Here is a 16,775-nt window from a genome sequence, read left to right on the forward strand (position 1 = left end):
GTTTTTAATTATGTTCAGACATAATTGTATAGAAAGCCTTGCTCCAACAGTAGAGTAAAGGCAAGCCACAGCACGAAAACAACCATTTGGTTGCATTTTGGCGATGTTATAAGAAAATGTGTTTTCAATAGGTCTTTTAATAAAATTTAGGGAAAAATTATGAATGATGCACCAGATACAATTACGTTTTTTGAGCGATTACTGCCATTGGTGGTATCTGGAAAAAAGGTAATCACAATCCGTGATAAAAGTGAAAGCCATTACGTACCAAACACAACCGTTAAGGTATATGCGCTTGAGACAGGGAAATATTATACCGAAATTGAAATACTCTCTGTTGAGCCTATTTTCTACGATGATATTTCTGAGTACCATGCAGAACAAGAAGCAATGACATTAGATACATTGAAAAAGCTCATTAAAGAAATTTATCCGACAGAGCAATCTTTATATGTGATTACCTATCGGTTATTAAATTAACCATACGTTTTTTTAGCAATTTGAATAAAAGCCTTTGTCGCGGGTGACAGTTGGCTTTTATCATTAACAGCAAAGGCGATATTGCGTTTAACTGGCGGGTCTAGTGGCTTTACAACAATATTTTGAATGTAATCTGGAATTGCAAGCTGTGCAACAATTGAAACAGCATCACCGCGAGCAACTAAAGCAAATGTACTAAGTAATTGCCGCGTTTTAAATTGGATTCTTGGTGTCAGCTTTTGTGCATGAAATAAATCTAACACGAGTTTCCCAGACCCTGCCTGCGTTAAATTAAAAGGGTATTTGCACAATTCTTTCAATGAAATACTTGGTAGGTTTGTCAATGGATGATTTTGAGGGAGAATTGCCACCATTTGGTCGTCTTTTACTTTAAAAGTATCAAACCGTTCATCAGGTAACACAACTACACCGATATCAATACGCTTTTCTTGTAACCACTGAGCGACAGTTTCGTCATCACCTTCATCAACCACAATATTAATCAGCGGGTATTTTTGGCGAAATTGGGCTAAAAGTGGTGGCAATAAGTTTAATGATGACCCAGGGCCAAAAGAACCAATCCGTAAAACACCTGCTTGTAAACCATTGGATGCAAGAGCTTCTTGTTTTATAGCTTCTTGGATATTTAGCATATGGTGAGAATGCAATAACAGTGTTTTACCTATTTCAGTTAATGTTGTTTGATTTTGCTCACGAGTGAATAGCATAACATTGAGATCTTTCTCTAAGGATTTTATCGCGTGAGAAACGGCGGGCTGGGAAATATTTAGTTTCATTGCCGCTAAAGTAAAACTTCTTAATTCAGCTACGATGGTAAAGATTTCAAGTTGCGTTAATGTCATGAGTAAACACTCATTAGTTTATGATGTTAGATTAGGGTTAGCTTATCAGTGGGAAAGAAATTAACAAGATTTATCTTTATCGCTGAGAGAACAAAATGCAAAACACAGTAACGATAGCAAAAAAGCGCTCACTAAATATTATTGTCATTCAAATGGTGTTTGTTTCAGTTATTTGGGGAGGTACATTTATTGCGGGTAGAGTTATCCAACCTGAGATCTCCCCTTTATTGTCTGCAACATTACGTTTTCTTTTTGCTAGCCTTTCATTAATTTTAGTTTTGTTTATTGGCCGTATTGGTTGGAAACGCATTTCAGTGAAGCAATTTTGCCAAATTATAGTGTTGGGGGCGAGTGGGGTATTTATTTATCAAATTTTATTTTTCTATGGGTTACAAATTATTCCTGCGTCACGAGCCGCTTTATTAGTCGCAATTAACCCTGCAATGATTGCATTAATTTCATTTATTCTATGGAAAGAGAAAATTTCAATTAAAAAAGGCATTGGAATCAGTTTTTGCGTAATAGGTGCAATTATCTTATTGTCTGATAAAACACCAGACTCAGATGGGGTTGTGGTCAGTAGCGGTGATTTAGCTATTTTAGGTTGTGTGATTAGCTGGGGGATATATACCGTCGCAGGTAAAAACGTTATCCAAGAAATAGGGGCATTACATACTGTGACTTATGCGGTTTTGTTTGGCACTATCTTATTAGTCCTTACATCTGTTTATACACAAGAAATGAATTTTGGGGCGCTGTCTTTGTTATCTGTGGGCGACTTAATCAGTTTAAGTTATTTAGGTGTCTTAGGGTCAGCTATTGCTTATGTATGGTATTACCAAGGTGTTGCACAACTAGGGGCTGCGGGAGCAGGATCATTCATTGCGCTTAATCCGTTAAGTGCTGTTATTATTGGTACGCTTTTTCTTAATGAAAAAATGAGTTCAATGATTATCATTGGTGGGGTATTCATCATACTGGGGATAATGATAACGAATAAGAAACAGTAAAAACTGAGTTGCTCGCCAGTATGTGTAGAGCAACTGATTTTATATTCTAAACTAAAGAGTTTTGTACATAATGTACTCAAGGGTTTGTTGGGATTTACTTTTAAATAAAATTTCCTTGAAGATTTGCAGCCCATTCGATTGGTATAACTGGATTGCCCGAGAATTACTGGCAAGCACATCTAACCAGAGTGCGTTAGAGCCTTTATTTATGGCTATATTTTCAATCATTTTGAAGGTTAATTTCCCATAACCTTTTCCTGTCGCTGAGGGTAAAAAATAGAGTTTATTTAATAACGTTCCAACGACTTGAGTATCGGGTATTTTTTCTTGATGTGTGAGCTTCACTAACCCTATAGGAGACTCGGATTCAATAACATACCACTCTATGTTTGTCTGGCTAATATCATGGATGATTTTATCAGCACTGTATTCCTGATTTAAGTATTCAAATAACTCATCTTTATTATTCCAGAGCACCGCAAAATGGTGCATATAGCTTTGCATACCAATTTCATGGAGGGTTAATGTATCTTGTTCACTGGCTAATTTGAGTGTGATAGGCATTGGTGTCATTGCGCTGTCTCTATGTCTACTAGGTGGATTGATATCCATTAATAAAAATGAGCTTATCAGAGGATTTTTGATACAAAGAATATAATGAAAATATTAGGTAAAAGAAAAGGGCAAAAATGCCCTTGGGGATAAACTGGAGTGATTAAATTGTTTGGCTAATATCTGCATAAGCAAACAAGGCTTGTGCACCGCCAGTATGAACAAACAACACAGGTGTTTTTTCGGCTGAGTTTTCTAAATAGTCAATTAAACCCGCCATAGCTTTTCCAGTATATACAGGGTCCAGTAATATGCCTTCTTGCTGAGCAAGAAGTGCAATCGCTGCAAGACCTTGCTGGTTAGGCATCCCGTACATGGGAGCAAAAAAGCTATCCCATAAAATGACGTCAGGCACTTGATTCAAGGCTAATAGCTGGGCTAATTCATTCTGTAGCTTTTCAACTTTAGGGGCTTGGTCTTGCTGCTTTCTTGAGACTGTCACTCCAATGACTTGGCTTCGAGGTAACAATTCTTTTAATCCAATAGCAAGACCTGCATGTGTGCCAGCACTACCTGAGGCAACGATGACTTTATCAAACTCAATGTTTTCTGGTTTCTGCCCAGCAATTTCTACTGCACATTGAATATAACCTAATGCGCCTAAAGCATTAGAGCCACCAACAGGCACAATATAGGCATCACGAAGTGACTGTGATGTAATGAGTTCTTCCATTTGGGCTTGTGGATCAGTTAATTCATCGCACATAACACAGCGCGCACCAAATAAATCCGTCAATAACTTATTACCATTATGCAGGAAATTTGTGTCATTGCTTTGAATTGGATTTTCTAATAAGGCCACACATTCCAAACCATACATAGCAGCAACTGCCGCGGTTTGTCTAACGTGGTTTGATTGAATTGCACCCGCAGTAACAATAATCTTTGCATTTTTTGCTAGTGCATCTGCCATAAGAAATTCAAGCTTACGTAATTTATTCCCACCCATAGCGAGAGGGGTCATGTCATCACGCTTAATATAAATTTCACGGCCAAACCTTTTCGACAAGTTATCAAGACGATGAAGTGGTGTTGAGGTTTTTAATAAATCAACTTTTTCAAATTGGCGTAGTGTTTGTTGAATTGACATCTAAATTTCCGTGTAATTAGTGGGTAAAACCAAGATAAAGGTAAATAGCAAGCACGACACTGGCCGTCACTAATGCATAAGGCATTTGTGTGCGAATATGTTCAATATGCTCACAATCTGTTGCCATCGAAGCCACAATAGCATCTGCAGAAATAGGCGACGTCATATCACCAAATATTGAGCCTGAAATCGCAGCGCCAATCATATACTCTACAGGCATTCCTACTGATAAGCCTAATTGCACACCAATTGGGATCATAATTGCAAATGTTCCCCACGATGTACCTGTTGCTAACGACATAATTGCGCTAATAATAAAAATAAAGCCAATGGAAAAACCAGGTGCCATTACCCCTTGGGTAACTTCAGCAATATAAGCACCGGTATTGAGTTCAGCAGAAACATCGCCCATTAAGAATGCCAAAATCATAATAGAGCTTATTTTTAGCATGTTGGCATAACCAATAAATAACTCTTTAAAAAAACTATCGATATTTAATAGACGACGACCAATGAACCAACAAAATGACACAGTAGTACCAAACATTACTCCCCAGTAAACAGAGGTTGAGCCACTACCTTTACTAAAATCGCCATCACCAGTGATATAAAGAGCGATAGGCACCATTAATACAGTGGATAAAATAGGAATAAAGAAATTTAGCGAAGAGTGAGCATTTGGATGATTGATAATCTCTTCTTCATTGTCTTGAACATTAGATGTTGAAATATTTCCAGCAATAAACGCTTGTTGATACTTGTCTTCCGCTTTTTTCATCGGTCCCCATGAAAAATTCGTGAAGACATAGATTAAAATCGTACCGAGGGATAACCAAGCCATCAGGTTATAACCAATAGAGGTAATTAAAATATCAAAAGGCTCACCTGTAATTAACCCTTGTGAAATTTGTACGCCAATTAATCCCATGATAACGGCTCCCCAGCCATTAATAATGGCGGAAGAACAAATCGAAACGCATGCAGTTTGAATTAGATAAGACATTTTTTCTGGTGCGACGCCATATTGACGTGCCAAATTTTTGGTAGAAGCACCTGCAACTAATTGGTTAATGGAGCTTTCAATAAATATGAGGGAGGTAATCACAATAGCCAGTAATTGTGTTGCTGTACGGTTTTTGATTAACCGAGTTTTATTTGTCAATAATTGAACGAGGGCTCTAACACCCCCAGTAACAACAACCAACCGCATAATTCCACCAATCATCACCATAAAAACAATAGTGCGAGTATTTCCTGCGGATGAAAAGGTGTTAATAATACCATCAACGGTGCCTTTAACACCTAAAAGAACGTTGTGATCATTAATAACCGTAAAACCTACAAGTATTCCTAACATTAGGGAAAGCATTACTTGGCGGGTGAGTATTGCCAATATAATTGTCACAATAGGGGTGATTACTGTCCAAATACCATAGTCGTGCATGTGTTTACCTGTTAATCCTATATAAAAATTTAAATTTTTGACTTTATAATTATCGAAAAATCATAGCATTAATTGGTAAAGGGTAGAATATGTTTGTGCGTTTAGAAATGTGTTGTGACAATAAAAAAGAATAAGGCATTCAGTAAGATGGCCTTATTCTCTTAAACATTACAGTAATGAAAGCCATTCTTGTTTTGTAAGTCGGCTTATTTCTTCAGTTTTTGTTTCGCCAATTAACTTAATAAATTGAGGTGCCAAGGTTTTGTAATATTTAAAACCACATTTTTCTTGTGCAATTTTTGATTGTTCATTGCCTTGAAAATAGCCACACCATAGATTATCTAATTTTAGGTCTATGAATCCATGGCGAATAATTTCTTTAATAGATTCAGGTATCAATCCTTTACCCCAAAATGGTACGCCGATCCAATAGCTGACTTCAGCATCATTATCCCCTATAGGGAAATTACTTTCATGGCTTAAAGATAATCCGATTAGGCCAATTGCGCGCTTGTCTTCTTTTAAAGTAACGGCATAAACTTCATCGCGCATGAAAATCTCTTTAATAATCATACGACTTTCTTCAACGCTTTGATGTGCAGGCCAACCAGCAACTGGGCCTATTCTTTCGTCTTTTGCATAAAAATATAGATCATCAGCATCCGTTTCTTGCCATGGACGTAAAATCAGTCGTTCTGTATAAAGTACCATCTGTTTTCCTCTTAATGATGGAATTAATTAATGCGTGTATTTTAGGTATTAATGAGTAATATTTAAGAGGTAAAGTTGCCCATTTTAGGTACTTATGACAACCATTGTGGACTGAGGCACTGTTTGCTAAGAGGGACAAACGTGATGTTAAGCATACAAACATGTTTGATTAATATTCCAGAAGCGCTCCGCATTGGCGTGACCAATATGGATAAAATGCAGAAAAAACAATTATCTTCATCATACGTAACAGTTTGCATTTGTTTGCAAGGCTGCGCGATTTTTAATATTAATTTTAGACAGTACCGAGTACAAAAAAATGACCTGATTGTTTTATATGATGATACCTTTGCCATGCTACAAGCAAAATCACGATGTTTTAACCTTGAATATTTGTTAATTGATAAAAAACTTGCCACCTCTATTGCTTATTCGCTGCCTCAACAGTTATTTGCATTTTTTAATGACTATCCTATTATTCAAATCCCTATAGAAAAGCATGAGTTGTTTGATTATTGGAAAAAAATCATGTTTTCAATAGCGATTGAACGTGGAGAATATTGGCAATTACAATTGAAAAACCATTTGCAAAATTTGTTTTTGGAAATCAGTAATGGTGCTAAAACGATTTTAGTTAAACCTGAAAAACGAAATAGACAAGAGCAACTTTGTTGGCGTTTTTGGGGCTTAATCACACGGCATTGTAAACAGCATAAAGAGGTTAAATTTTATGCTGAAAGATTATCGATAACCCCATTTTATTTATCAAAAATTAGCCAAAGCTTTTTTAATGATCCACCAAAGGCGTTGATAGATAGACAAGTTATTTTAGAAATAAAAGCATTACTCGAGATTGGCAAATTATCAATAAAGGAAATAGCAGATGAAGTTAATTTCGAAGATACCTCGTATTTATGTCGTTACTTTAAACGTCATACAGGAATAACGCTGACAGAATTTAAAAAAGGAGTAAGGTTTAAAACGGGGAAAAGCTAGAGAGGCTCTATTTTGGTTGAATATTTCTTTATAAAATCAATAAAACACCGTAGGCGAGGTGATACCGCTTGGTTTCGGTAATAAACGGCATTAATGGGCTGGCGAATAACTACGGTTTCTTTTTCTAAAACTTGCACCAATTGACCACTGGCAAATGCGTCCATGGTTACAAAATCGGCAGAGCATAAAATTCCAGCGCCTTGAATTGCGAGGTGGAATAAGACTTCACCACTTGTCCCTGCAATATTGGGTTTAATTTTAAGTAAATCTTCATTTGCATTTTTTACGGGCCAAATATTCAGTGAGTCGGGTTGAGTAAAGCCCAGTAAACAGTGTTTTTTTAATTCGTTGCTATTTTGTGGCACACCATACTTTGCTAAATAAGCAGGGCTGGCTACTAATCGCTTTTGACTAAAACCTAATAAGGTGGCATTGAGTGATGAGTCTTTTAGTACGCCAATGCGAAAAGCCACATCAATTCGATTTTCTAATAAATTAGTGACACCTTCATAATTATGAATTTCAAGTTCAACTTGTGGGTAACGCTCATGGAATAACGGGATCAGCGGGGCAATTACATGTGTCAAAAAAGGGGTTGAGGCATCAATACGTAGCTTACCGGAAGGGATGGCTTGGCGGATAGATAGCATTTCTTCTGCCTCGTGAGCGAGATCAATAATCTCTCGCGCTTTTTGCAAAAATGTGGTGCCTTCATCACTGAGCTTGATCGAACGTGTTGTTCGGTAAAGTAACGTTGTATCCATTTTTTCTTCAAGCCTAAGTAATGCCCGGCTTACCGTTGAAATGGTCATGTTTAATTGTTCGGCAGCTGAAGTAATAGAACCAGAGTCAACGACACTGATAAAAGCTTGAAGTTCTTCAAAGGTTATTTTCATTATTGCATTTCCAGCAAAAGTTATTTTCACCTTAGCGTCTTTTTCATTGGCTTTCAATATGGAAAAATTCAGCCCATTAATAAATGTTAATAATTTATTTCAATAAGGCTGAAAAAATGAGAATTAACACTGCACTGTTGGCACTAGCAGTAGGCGCTTTTGCTATTGGAGCAACTGAATTTTCCCCAATGGGAATGTTACCTTATATTGCTGATAATATTCAGGTTGATATTCCATCCGTTGGGTCAATAGTTGTTATTTATGCCCTTGGTGTGATGATAGGTGCTCCAATCATGACATTATTACTGGTGAAGAGAAAACCGAAAGTGGCATTGGTATTCTTAATGTCTATTTTTACGGTAGGAAATTTACTTTCAGCAATGTCTCCCGATTTGGTGACCTTATCAATTTCACGTTTTATTACTAGCTTAAACCATGGTGCATTTTTTGGGTTAGGGGCCATTGTGGCCGCGAGTGTTGTTCCACCGAGTAAGCAAGCTAGTGCAATTGCAGCCATGTTTATGGGATTAACTATTGCCAATATTGGTGGTGTTCCGCTCATGACCAAATTAACCCAAGTCGTGGGATGGCGGGAGGCATTTTATTTAATCGCCGCACTTGGATTATTAACCATTGCGAGTTTAATTTGGGCTTTACCCAACAACCTTCAAGGGCGAGACGTTAACGTTAAAAACGAATTACGTATTTTACGACGACCACAAGTGATGTTAGGCATGTTATCGACAGTATTAGGAGCAAGTGCAATGTTTACCCTATATACTTATATTACTCCGATGCTGATGGATTTCATCGATGCTTCCGATCAAATGATTACCATCATGTTAGTGATTATCGGTGCGGGTTTTACAATGGGTAACTATTTAGGTGGTTTATTTGCAGATAAATCATTATTCGGCACGCTGATCATCTTTTTCTTAATGTTAGCGTTAAGTATGGCAATATTCCCATTCATAGCGACTAATGCTGTTGGTGCAGGGTTAGGTTTATTGTTCTGGAGTATTTTTAGTTTTGGTATTGTCCCACCAATACAAATTTTAGTGATGAATGCAGCTACAGGTGCACAGGCGTTAGCTTCCTCCGTTAATATTGGTGCATTTAACTTAGGTAATGCGATTGGTGCAGCGATTGGTGGGGCGGTATTATCCTATGGCTATAGTTATTCAATGATTAGTTTTATGGGTACTTTCGTTGCTGTTTTAGGTATTGTTGTCATTCTTGTTATTTTTCGCAAAAAATCTGATACGAAAGTTGAGACTGAGATTGTTTGTGGCTAATCGAAAAGCAATAAACGGAAAGTCGAAATATAAGGTCTTTCTTTAATGTAGAAGAAAATCTTCAACAAATAAGAAAGGCCAAACATGAATTCAGATAAAATTTTTAGCAAAGTTGCCTATTCAAATTTATTTGCTCAAATGTCAGAGCAAATTGCTTTAGCGGTAACACCTCTTGTTGCTGTACTGATACTAAACGCCTCTGCCAGTGACACAGCTTGGCTACAAATGTTGCAGACATTGCCTTTTCTTATTGTGTCACCATTTATTGGTATTGTTGCCGATCGACATAGTGCTCGCAACCTAATGATATGCTCTGAAGCGATACGTATTGCCGTTTTAGGAATGATTTTTGCGTTATTATTTTCAAAGCTGCTTTCATTCGCATTATTAATTTTGTTTGGATTTATTGGCGCTGTTGGTACGGTAATCTACAGTGTTGCTACTTCAGCCTATATTCCAGCCGTGATCCCTAAAGACCACCTAATTAATGCGAATCGATGGATTGAACTTGCTCGAAGTTTATCTTATACGGCGGGACCTGCGCTAGGTGGTGTACTGGTTGGTTATATTGGTGCGTCATCTGCCTATAGTTTCGCCATTATTTTATCGGTGATTGCTTTAATTTTAATTTTTCAATTGCCCAAAGAGCACAAGAAAACGCTAGTTTCAACATCACTATTAAAACAATTAAAAGAAGGTGCTGACTATATTTTCCATAATCCGTATTTAAAGCCTATTTTATTGACGGCATTATTTTTTAATACAGCCTGGTTTATTATTCAGGGAGTTTTTACGGCATATGCAGTGACAGTATTAAAACTTTCAGCACAGCAAATTGGTATTGCGATTTCAGTTTACGGAATAGGAATGATTGTTGGCGCACTTGGTCTACGCCACTTATCTTTGCAGTTTAGCTATGGGACTTTGGTAATATTTGGGCCTGTTTGTGGTTTATTCGGTGCGACAACCTTGCTATTTACTGTCTGGAATTCATCATTTTACTTAGTTTGCTTTGCTTATTTTTTATTTGGTGCTGGACCAATTATTTGGACGATATCCACAGTTTCATTACGCCAGTCGGTGACCCCCAATTTGCTGATTGGGCGCGTTTCTGCATTGATGTTAACGACTTCATTTGGTGCTAGGCCATTGGGGTCAGCCATAGCCGCAATTATTGCTACATTATCGGGTGTAGAATATTGTTTATGGGCAGCTGTTTTTTTCTTTGCTATCCAATTAGGGATTATTAGTCAGTCACCTGTTCGGGCATTAAAAGCCATGCCTGCAATAAGCAGCTGATGTCATAATTAAAAAGCAAGCTGCGGAGATTCTTTATGTTGCTTATCCGTCATAATGACGTTATTAAATTAGGAAAGGACATTATCATGACGATTAAAAACATATGGAAAACACCAGAACAGCGCTGGCAAGCAGTTGTTGAAAGAAATAAAACAGCGGATGGCCATTTTGTTTATGGTGTAAAAACGTCACTTATTTACAACCATCCATCTGCGGCTGGGCGCTTGCCTAAACGAGAAAATATTGAATTTTTTGATAATGAAGCCCAAGCGATTGCACAAGGTTATCGCCAAGGAAAACGACATCGTACAGAGGCAACGCAATTAACACAATTTTATAAACAGAAAATAGAAAAAGCTTGCCGTTATATTGAGCAAAATAGCCAGACGTTAACGCTGGCCGAATTGGCAGATTATGTCGGGATCAGTCGTTACCATTTTCATCGATTATTTAAATCACAAACGGGGTTAACGCCAAAAGCTTATGCGGACGCTTTTCGGCATAAAAAATTGCAGGCTCAACTGCAAGAACAAGAGCGTATTACTGATGCAATTTATGATGCAGGGTATCAATCAAATAGCCGTTTTTATGAAACATCAACACAGCGATTAGGCATGACGCCACGAGCTTGGAAATCAGGTGGAAATGGTAGCAAAATTTATTTTGCACTTGCTTTATGTTCATTAGGAACAGTATTGGTTGCACAAAGTCTGATCGGCGTATGTGCAATTTTACTTGGGGACGATCCTGAAAAGTTACTTAATGATTTACAAGATAAATTTCCAAATGCTGAATTAATCGGTGGTGATATCAACTTCGAACAAGTTATTGCTGACGTTGTTGGTTTTATTGAAGCACCAGAGATTGGTTTTAATTTGCCGCTTGATATTCAAGGAACTGTATTCCAACAGCGTGTATGGCAAGCCTTGCGTGATATTCCTGTTGGAAAAACGGTTAGCTACAGTGATATAGCAAAAAAAATAGGGAACCCTAAAGCGGTTAGAGCAGTCGCGAGTGCATGTGGGGCAAATATGCTAGCGGTGGCTATTCCTTGCCACCGAGTGGTGAGAAATAATGGCGAACTATCAGGTTATCGCTGGGGTATCGATCGTAAACAGGCCTTATTATTAAAAGAGGCACAAGGTAGTTTAACCAAAATCAGCGAGTAACTCGATTAAAGTGCAAAGTTAATAATCGAGTTTATTAAGGAGCACCTTAATAAATTATTCATAATCGATATTAATATTTTCTTATTCTCTCATTTAGTTGTTCATAACAGAGATAAATATAATCTTTATTTATTAAAATGAGAGGCTCCCATTTTATATCCTTTAAAAATCAATTTGATAACAAGATTCTTTACATGGGGGATGGCTGATTTATATTTTTTGCCCTTTATATTTTTCATATCTTTTTTTTTTGATAAACATATTTAGTTTTTTAAATAACCATAATATTGGCTGTAATAAGATAAAATTTGGGTATGGTTTACCCCTTACGTTTTTTTCATATTCCATAAGTAATCCTAATGTTCTGCTCATTTTTATTAAGAATTACATGGAGGAAAAATATAAAAAAGTGACAGATATGATTTTTTGCAAAATACAGATCAAAAGCACTAATTTTTGTATTACATTATTCATACGGGGAAAATGAAAAGGGTTTTGCTGTGTTACTGTACAAACAAATTGCACAAATGTTGCAAGAAAAAATTAAGCGCGGAGAGTTTCTTAGTGGTGAAAAGCTGCCATCAGTGAGGGACATTGGGAGAGCTCATGATGTCAGTATTACCACGGCGCAACTTGCTTATCGTGAACTTGAAAGGCTGCAGCTCATTTATGCGGTACCTAAATCTGGGTACTTTGTGATCCCCGAAAAAACGGAATCTTTATTACCGAAAGTCGCGAATTATATTCAAAAACCTGTTCAGATCGCACAATGGAATCCGACCATGGATTTTTTACGTGTTGCTGAACGAGAAGGTGTAACATCTTTGTCTTGTGCCGTGCCAAATATTGAAGATAAAAGTTTAGATCCATTGTGGCAAGAAATGACAATGGTAACACGTAGAAAGCAATCACTGACACTTGAATATGATAATTTACAAGGGCTTGCTGCATTAAGAGAACAAATTTATTTAATTTCAGATGATCGCCACCTTTTTACGCCTGATGATGTTGTCACGACAACAAGTGGCCATCAATCGTTATCTATTGCCTTGCAAGCTTGCACACAAGGGAATGATGTTGTTGCAGTCGAGTCGCCAACTTTTCCAGGGCTATTACAGACATTGTATGGTTTAGGAAGAAAAATAATTGAAATTCCTATTGATCCTGAAACAGGTATAAACCTTGAAAGGCTAGAAGAGGCTTTTGAGTGTTGGAATGTGAAAGCAGTGGTGGTGACACCAACGTGTAATAACCCGATGGGTTGTATTATGCCTGATAGTAACAAGCGGCGTTTACTCGAAATTGTTGAAAAATATCAAGGAACCGTCATTGAAAATGATTGTTTAGCGAGTTTGGCGTATCAATACCCACGGCCGTCAACGATTCAATCACTGGATCGAAATGGGCATGTAATTTTATGTAGTTCATTTTCGAAAACGGTTGCTCCAGGAACACGTACTGGTTGGATAATTCCAGGTAAATATAAAGAAAAAGTTTTGCATTTAAAATACTTATCCCATTGTTCTGGTGAAATTTTTATGCAACAAGTGATGGCTAATTTCCTAAAGGAAGGGCATTATTTTTTGCATTTACGCCGAATGCGTCAACATTACAGTGAGCTTCAGTGCCAATATAAGGAATTAGTGGAAACACATTTCCCTGCAAATACCCGAATATCGAGGCCACAAGGCGGTTTTTCACTTTGGGTGGAACATTTACCCGTAGATAACCGTAAATTACGGGATATTTTGCATCGCAATAAAGTCACAGTATTAACAGGAGAACATTTTTCTACAGGTGACTGCTTTTCTAACCATTTGAGGGTGAATTATGCGCTACCTTTGATCGCGAGGAGGCGAAATGCGATTAAAATTTTGGGTGAGGCATTAAAGGTCACAAGTGTATAATTTGGTGCTCCCCCCTATGACTTAAACTTATGTAAGATAGGGGGGTAATAAACGATTAATCAGCTAGCAATTTGTGTTTTACGGTTTTTAGTGATTAACATATAAATCAGATATAAAAGCGTAAAACCAGCTGTATACCCTGTAAAGGCCATCCAGAAAGTTTTCCAGTCGACAACGCCATTAATGGTATTGAGCTCAATAACCCAGCCACATAATACCGCCCCTAAGAATGTACCAAACCCATTAACGAGTGTGGTGAAAACGCCCTGAGCAGTGGAGCGAAATTCTGGGGCAATTTCTTTTTCCAAAAATAATGCGCCAGCGATATTAAAGAAATCAAATGCACAACCATATACAATCATAGATAAGAAGAGGGCCAGTGTGCCTATTGCCGTGAAATCACCATAAGCAAATAAACCTAATCGTAAAATCCATGCAATCATGCTAAGAAGTAAGATAGTTTCGATTTTGAATCTTTTTAATAAAATAGGCAGCAATAAGATAAAAATAATTTCAGAAAATTGTGAAATAGACAAGAAGATAGTGGGGTATTCAGAGAAAATAGAGCCTCTGGCTTCGGGGGCTAATGCCATATCCTGTAAAAATGGAACACCAAATGTGTTGGTTATTTGTAATACAGAGCCTAATAGCATGGCAAAGAATAAAAAAACTGCCACTCTTCCTTTTTTAAAAAGCAAGATAATATTATGACAACTAAAGTTAGATGTCTCAGCTTTTTTAGTATTGATACTATTAGTAGTAATGAAAAATATAGAAAATAGACCTAGAGCAACTGAGGCGGCAGCCCCTACATATAACTGGTAATAACTCATTTCTAGTTTTAATAAACTAATTGTCCACATTGCGACAATAAATCCGACAGTTCCATAAACTCTGATTTTTGGAAAATGAATCTCTGAATCTAATTTTCGTGTACCTAACATTTCAAACACAATACTATTACAAATTGAAATGGTTGGCATGTAAAACATTAAATGAATTAATGTAGCAATAAATAAAAGAGTGATTGTATCACTATGCGCCATGACGATTAAAAAAATTGCAGAAAGAAAATGAGTAGAAACATAAACTAACTTTCTATTATTAATTTTATCGGCAATAAACCCGATGATAATGGGTGAACATAACGCAGATATTCCTAATGTACTGAATATTAATCCTATTTCACCGCCCTTTAAATGGAGTGTATTAAAAAGGTATGAGGCAAACGTGACAAGCCATGAGCCCCAGATAAAGAATTGCAAGAAAGAAACTATTTTTAATCGAGTTGTAATACTCATGCCTGCACACCTTGATTTAACCTAAACATATTTAAATGCAATTGTTAATTTAACTGATTGATGTCATTTTTTTCATAATCAACAATAGATGCGTTTATCTGATTATTGTTTTTGCATTATAAGATAGTGTATTGCTCAGTTTATTGATGTAAAGATGGCTATTTATGAATTAGTTAGGCAGATGGTCGATTTTTAATCGCCATTAATACTTAACTTGTTACATCTAAGTCGTACAATTGTGTCTGTGAACGAAAGATAAAATATAGAATCTATTAAGAATAGTTTATTAATGCTCAATGTTTTAATCTGCTATTGCAATAAAATCAATTTTAGTGTTTAATCAGTAAACATTTCTATTACTTTCTCCCCTCTGTTTTCCTTGGTTTCTTTTATTCCCCCAGATATTCAATTTCAGTGTTACACCTCTTACCTATTAAAATATTTTTCATTCATCGAATCATCATCTAATAATCCCACAATGGCTCTTCTCTGAAGCCTAACTTATTTTTTAACTTAAAATCTTAAAAGAGTATGCTATGACTTCACATCGTTGTTTACTATTTGTATTAGCAATATCGGTATACCTTGTTGGTGCAACTGAATTTATGCTTTCCGCAATAATGTTTCCATTAGCGAATGCTTTTAATGTACAAGCATTACAGATTTCATGGTTAATATCCGCTTATGCATTCTCATATGCGCTAGCTGCGCCTGTTGTCGGGTTCTTTTCGGATAAAATGGATAAGCGCAAAATGTTACTCGTTGCGATGTTATTTATCTCAATTGATAGTATTGCAATAACGTTTGCTCCTAATCTTTTGATAGCTCTTATTTTACGTGTTTTTGGTGGCGTTGCTTCCGCTGCCTTAGTGCCGATTACGTTTGCTTTTATTTCTGATGTCATCGATGAAAACAAACAGGCCATTGCAATGGGATATGTCATGCTGGGAATGACGCTTGGTATTATTACAGGGCCAATTCTTGCAGGGGTAATGACACAGTATTTTTCATGGAGAATGCCATTTATATTTATGGCAGTCGGAGGGCTTTTGGTGTTGTTTATTTCCATTAAGGTTTTGCCGTCTGTTGCTTCGTCAACGGTAAAACAAGGCTCATTCAATATTTTTAAGCAGGGAATGATCAGTAAATTTATTATTGCTAAAGGAATTTGGAATGGTATTACTGTTTGCCTATTTCTACTGGCAGGTGAAATATTACGAAGCAGGTATCAATTTAACAGTGCGATGACTGGTAGTTTAATGGGGTTATTTGGAATTGGTTTAATAATAGGTAATAGTATTGTTGCAAAAGTCGTTTCATACAAGGTTTCCGAACTATCACTGGTGCTAGCAATAATTAGGCTTTTATTCATGATTATTCTTCTCTTTATTAGTGATTGGTTAACATTAATAGGTGATTGTTTTTGTTTGTTTGGATTTGGCGTACTATTAGGTTTAATTTCACCTATCAGCACTTCGTTACTTGCCAGACTAAATGTGAATAATAAAGGTTTGATATTATCAATTTCAGAAAGCTTTAATAATATTGTGTTGTTATTGGCTATCCCACTTTTTTCTTGGTTGATTTCTGAAGGCCGTGTTTTAACGTCTACCATATTAATTAGTCTATTATTTAGTATAGTAATATTTTTTATTACAAGAGTAAAAGTAGCAATGAGATAGCAGTATCCTTGCTGATAAGC

At 36.6% G+C, this 16,775-nt stretch carries 16 protein-coding genes; 8 read left to right on the forward strand and 8 right to left on the reverse strand.

The genetic code is table 11. From position 1 onward, the window contains the following. The first annotated feature begins 159 nt into the window (after positions 1–159). On the forward strand, positions 160–480 hold the full coding sequence (yqfB, locus tag M1F05_RS09820) for a N(4)-acetylcytidine aminohydrolase (RefSeq protein WP_206084342.1): 321 nt from the start codon (positions 160–162) through the stop codon (positions 478–480). Here yqfB and M1F05_RS09825 read toward each other — a convergent pair. Further along, entirely contained in the window at positions 477–1,343 is an 867-nt protein-coding gene (locus M1F05_RS09825; RefSeq protein WP_206084344.1) for a LysR family transcriptional regulator, read from the reverse strand. The two genes, yqfB and M1F05_RS09825, sit on opposite strands and share 4 nt — an antisense overlap. Positions 1,344–1,438: 95 nt before the next feature. On the opposite strand from M1F05_RS09825, the gene M1F05_RS09830 reads away from it, so the two are divergent. Beyond that, the gene (locus M1F05_RS09830) at positions 1,439–2,353 is read left to right on the forward strand and encodes a DMT family transporter (RefSeq protein WP_206084346.1); all 915 of its coding nucleotides are present in this window, start codon (positions 1,439–1,441) and stop codon (positions 2,351–2,353) included. Positions 2,354–2,404: 51 nt separating this feature from the next. On the opposite strand, the gene M1F05_RS09835 is transcribed toward M1F05_RS09830, so the two are convergent. The 4 genes from M1F05_RS09835 to M1F05_RS09850 all read right to left on the reverse strand — a co-directional run bounded on the left by M1F05_RS09835 (position 2,405) and on the right by M1F05_RS09850 (position 6,210). Next, the gene (locus M1F05_RS09835) at positions 2,405–2,926 is read right to left on the reverse strand and encodes a GNAT family N-acetyltransferase (protein WP_241016842.1); all 522 of its coding nucleotides are present in this window, start codon (positions 2,924–2,926) and stop codon (positions 2,405–2,407) included. Between the two features lie 142 nt (positions 2,927–3,068). Further along, a complete protein-coding gene (locus M1F05_RS09840) occupies positions 3,069–4,055 on the reverse strand; it encodes a D-cysteine desulfhydrase (RefSeq protein WP_206084348.1) in 987 nt (328 codons plus the stop codon). A gap of 16 nt (positions 4,056–4,071) precedes the next feature. After that, positions 4,072–5,499: a Na+/H+ antiporter NhaC family protein gene (locus tag M1F05_RS09845; protein WP_318826050.1), complete on the reverse strand. Its 1,428-nt coding sequence runs from the start codon at positions 5,497–5,499 to the stop codon at positions 4,072–4,074. A 168-nt stretch (positions 5,500–5,667) separates the two neighbouring features. Next, positions 5,668–6,210 (reverse strand): GNAT family N-acetyltransferase, encoded by a 543-nt coding sequence (locus tag M1F05_RS09850; RefSeq protein ID WP_206084357.1) that lies wholly within the window; start codon positions 6,208–6,210, stop codon positions 5,668–5,670. Positions 6,211–6,354: 144 nt separating this feature from the next. On the opposite strand from M1F05_RS09850, the gene M1F05_RS09855 reads away from it, so the two are divergent. Continuing rightward, positions 6,355–7,206 carry a helix-turn-helix domain-containing protein gene (locus M1F05_RS09855; RefSeq protein WP_206084359.1) on the forward strand — a complete coding sequence of 284 codons (852 nt, stop codon included), beginning with the start codon at positions 6,355–6,357 and terminating at the stop codon, positions 7,204–7,206. Here the strand turns inward: M1F05_RS09855 and M1F05_RS09860 are convergent. After that, positions 7,203–8,102 carry a LysR family transcriptional regulator gene (locus M1F05_RS09860; protein WP_318826051.1) on the reverse strand — a complete coding sequence of 300 codons (900 nt, stop codon included), beginning with the start codon at positions 8,100–8,102 and terminating at the stop codon, positions 7,203–7,205. The two genes, M1F05_RS09855 and M1F05_RS09860, sit on opposite strands and share 4 nt — an antisense overlap. Positions 8,103–8,218: 116 nt before the next feature. Here M1F05_RS09860 and M1F05_RS09865 point away from each other — a divergent pair, with 116 nt between their 5' ends. From M1F05_RS09865 to ada, 3 genes are all read left to right on the forward strand, one after another. Next, positions 8,219–9,397 carry an MFS transporter gene (locus M1F05_RS09865; protein ID WP_206084363.1) on the forward strand — a complete coding sequence of 393 codons (1,179 nt, stop codon included), beginning with the start codon at positions 8,219–8,221 and terminating at the stop codon, positions 9,395–9,397. Positions 9,398–9,481: 84 nt separating this feature from the next. Further along, entirely contained in the window at positions 9,482–10,696 is a 1,215-nt protein-coding gene (locus M1F05_RS09870) for an MFS transporter (protein ID WP_206084365.1), read from the forward strand. Between the two features lie 86 nt (positions 10,697–10,782). Continuing rightward, positions 10,783–11,865, forward strand: coding sequence for a bifunctional DNA-binding transcriptional regulator/O6-methylguanine-DNA methyltransferase Ada (ada, locus tag M1F05_RS09875; RefSeq protein ID WP_206084367.1), 1,083 nt, complete (start codon positions 10,783–10,785; stop codon positions 11,863–11,865). Positions 11,866–12,075: 210 nt separating this feature from the next. Here the strand turns inward: ada and M1F05_RS09880 are convergent, their stop codons facing one another. Then, positions 12,076–12,213, reverse strand: a complete 138-nt coding sequence (locus M1F05_RS09880; RefSeq protein WP_206091093.1) for a hypothetical protein — start codon at positions 12,211–12,213, stop codon at positions 12,076–12,078. A 152-nt stretch (positions 12,214–12,365) separates the two neighbouring features. Here M1F05_RS09880 and M1F05_RS09885 point away from each other — a divergent pair, with 152 nt between their 5' ends. Continuing rightward, positions 12,366–13,772, forward strand: coding sequence for a PLP-dependent aminotransferase family protein (locus M1F05_RS09885; RefSeq protein WP_206084369.1), 1,407 nt, complete (start codon positions 12,366–12,368; stop codon positions 13,770–13,772). A 59-nt stretch (positions 13,773–13,831) separates the two neighbouring features. On the opposite strand, the gene M1F05_RS09890 is transcribed toward M1F05_RS09885, so the two are convergent. Further along, positions 13,832–15,073, reverse strand: a complete 1,242-nt coding sequence (locus tag M1F05_RS09890; protein ID WP_206084371.1) for an MFS transporter — start codon at positions 15,071–15,073, stop codon at positions 13,832–13,834. A 536-nt stretch (positions 15,074–15,609) separates the two neighbouring features. Between M1F05_RS09890 and M1F05_RS09895 the strand changes: the two genes are divergently transcribed. After that, positions 15,610–16,755 carry an MFS transporter gene (locus M1F05_RS09895; protein WP_206086000.1) on the forward strand — a complete coding sequence of 382 codons (1,146 nt, stop codon included), beginning with the start codon at positions 15,610–15,612 and terminating at the stop codon, positions 16,753–16,755. Positions 16,756–16,775: the final 20 nt, after the last annotated feature.

Source organism: Providencia sp. PROV252 (assembly GCF_033676005.1).
Classification (GTDB): Bacteria; Pseudomonadota; Gammaproteobacteria; order Enterobacterales; family Enterobacteriaceae; genus Providencia; species Providencia vermicola.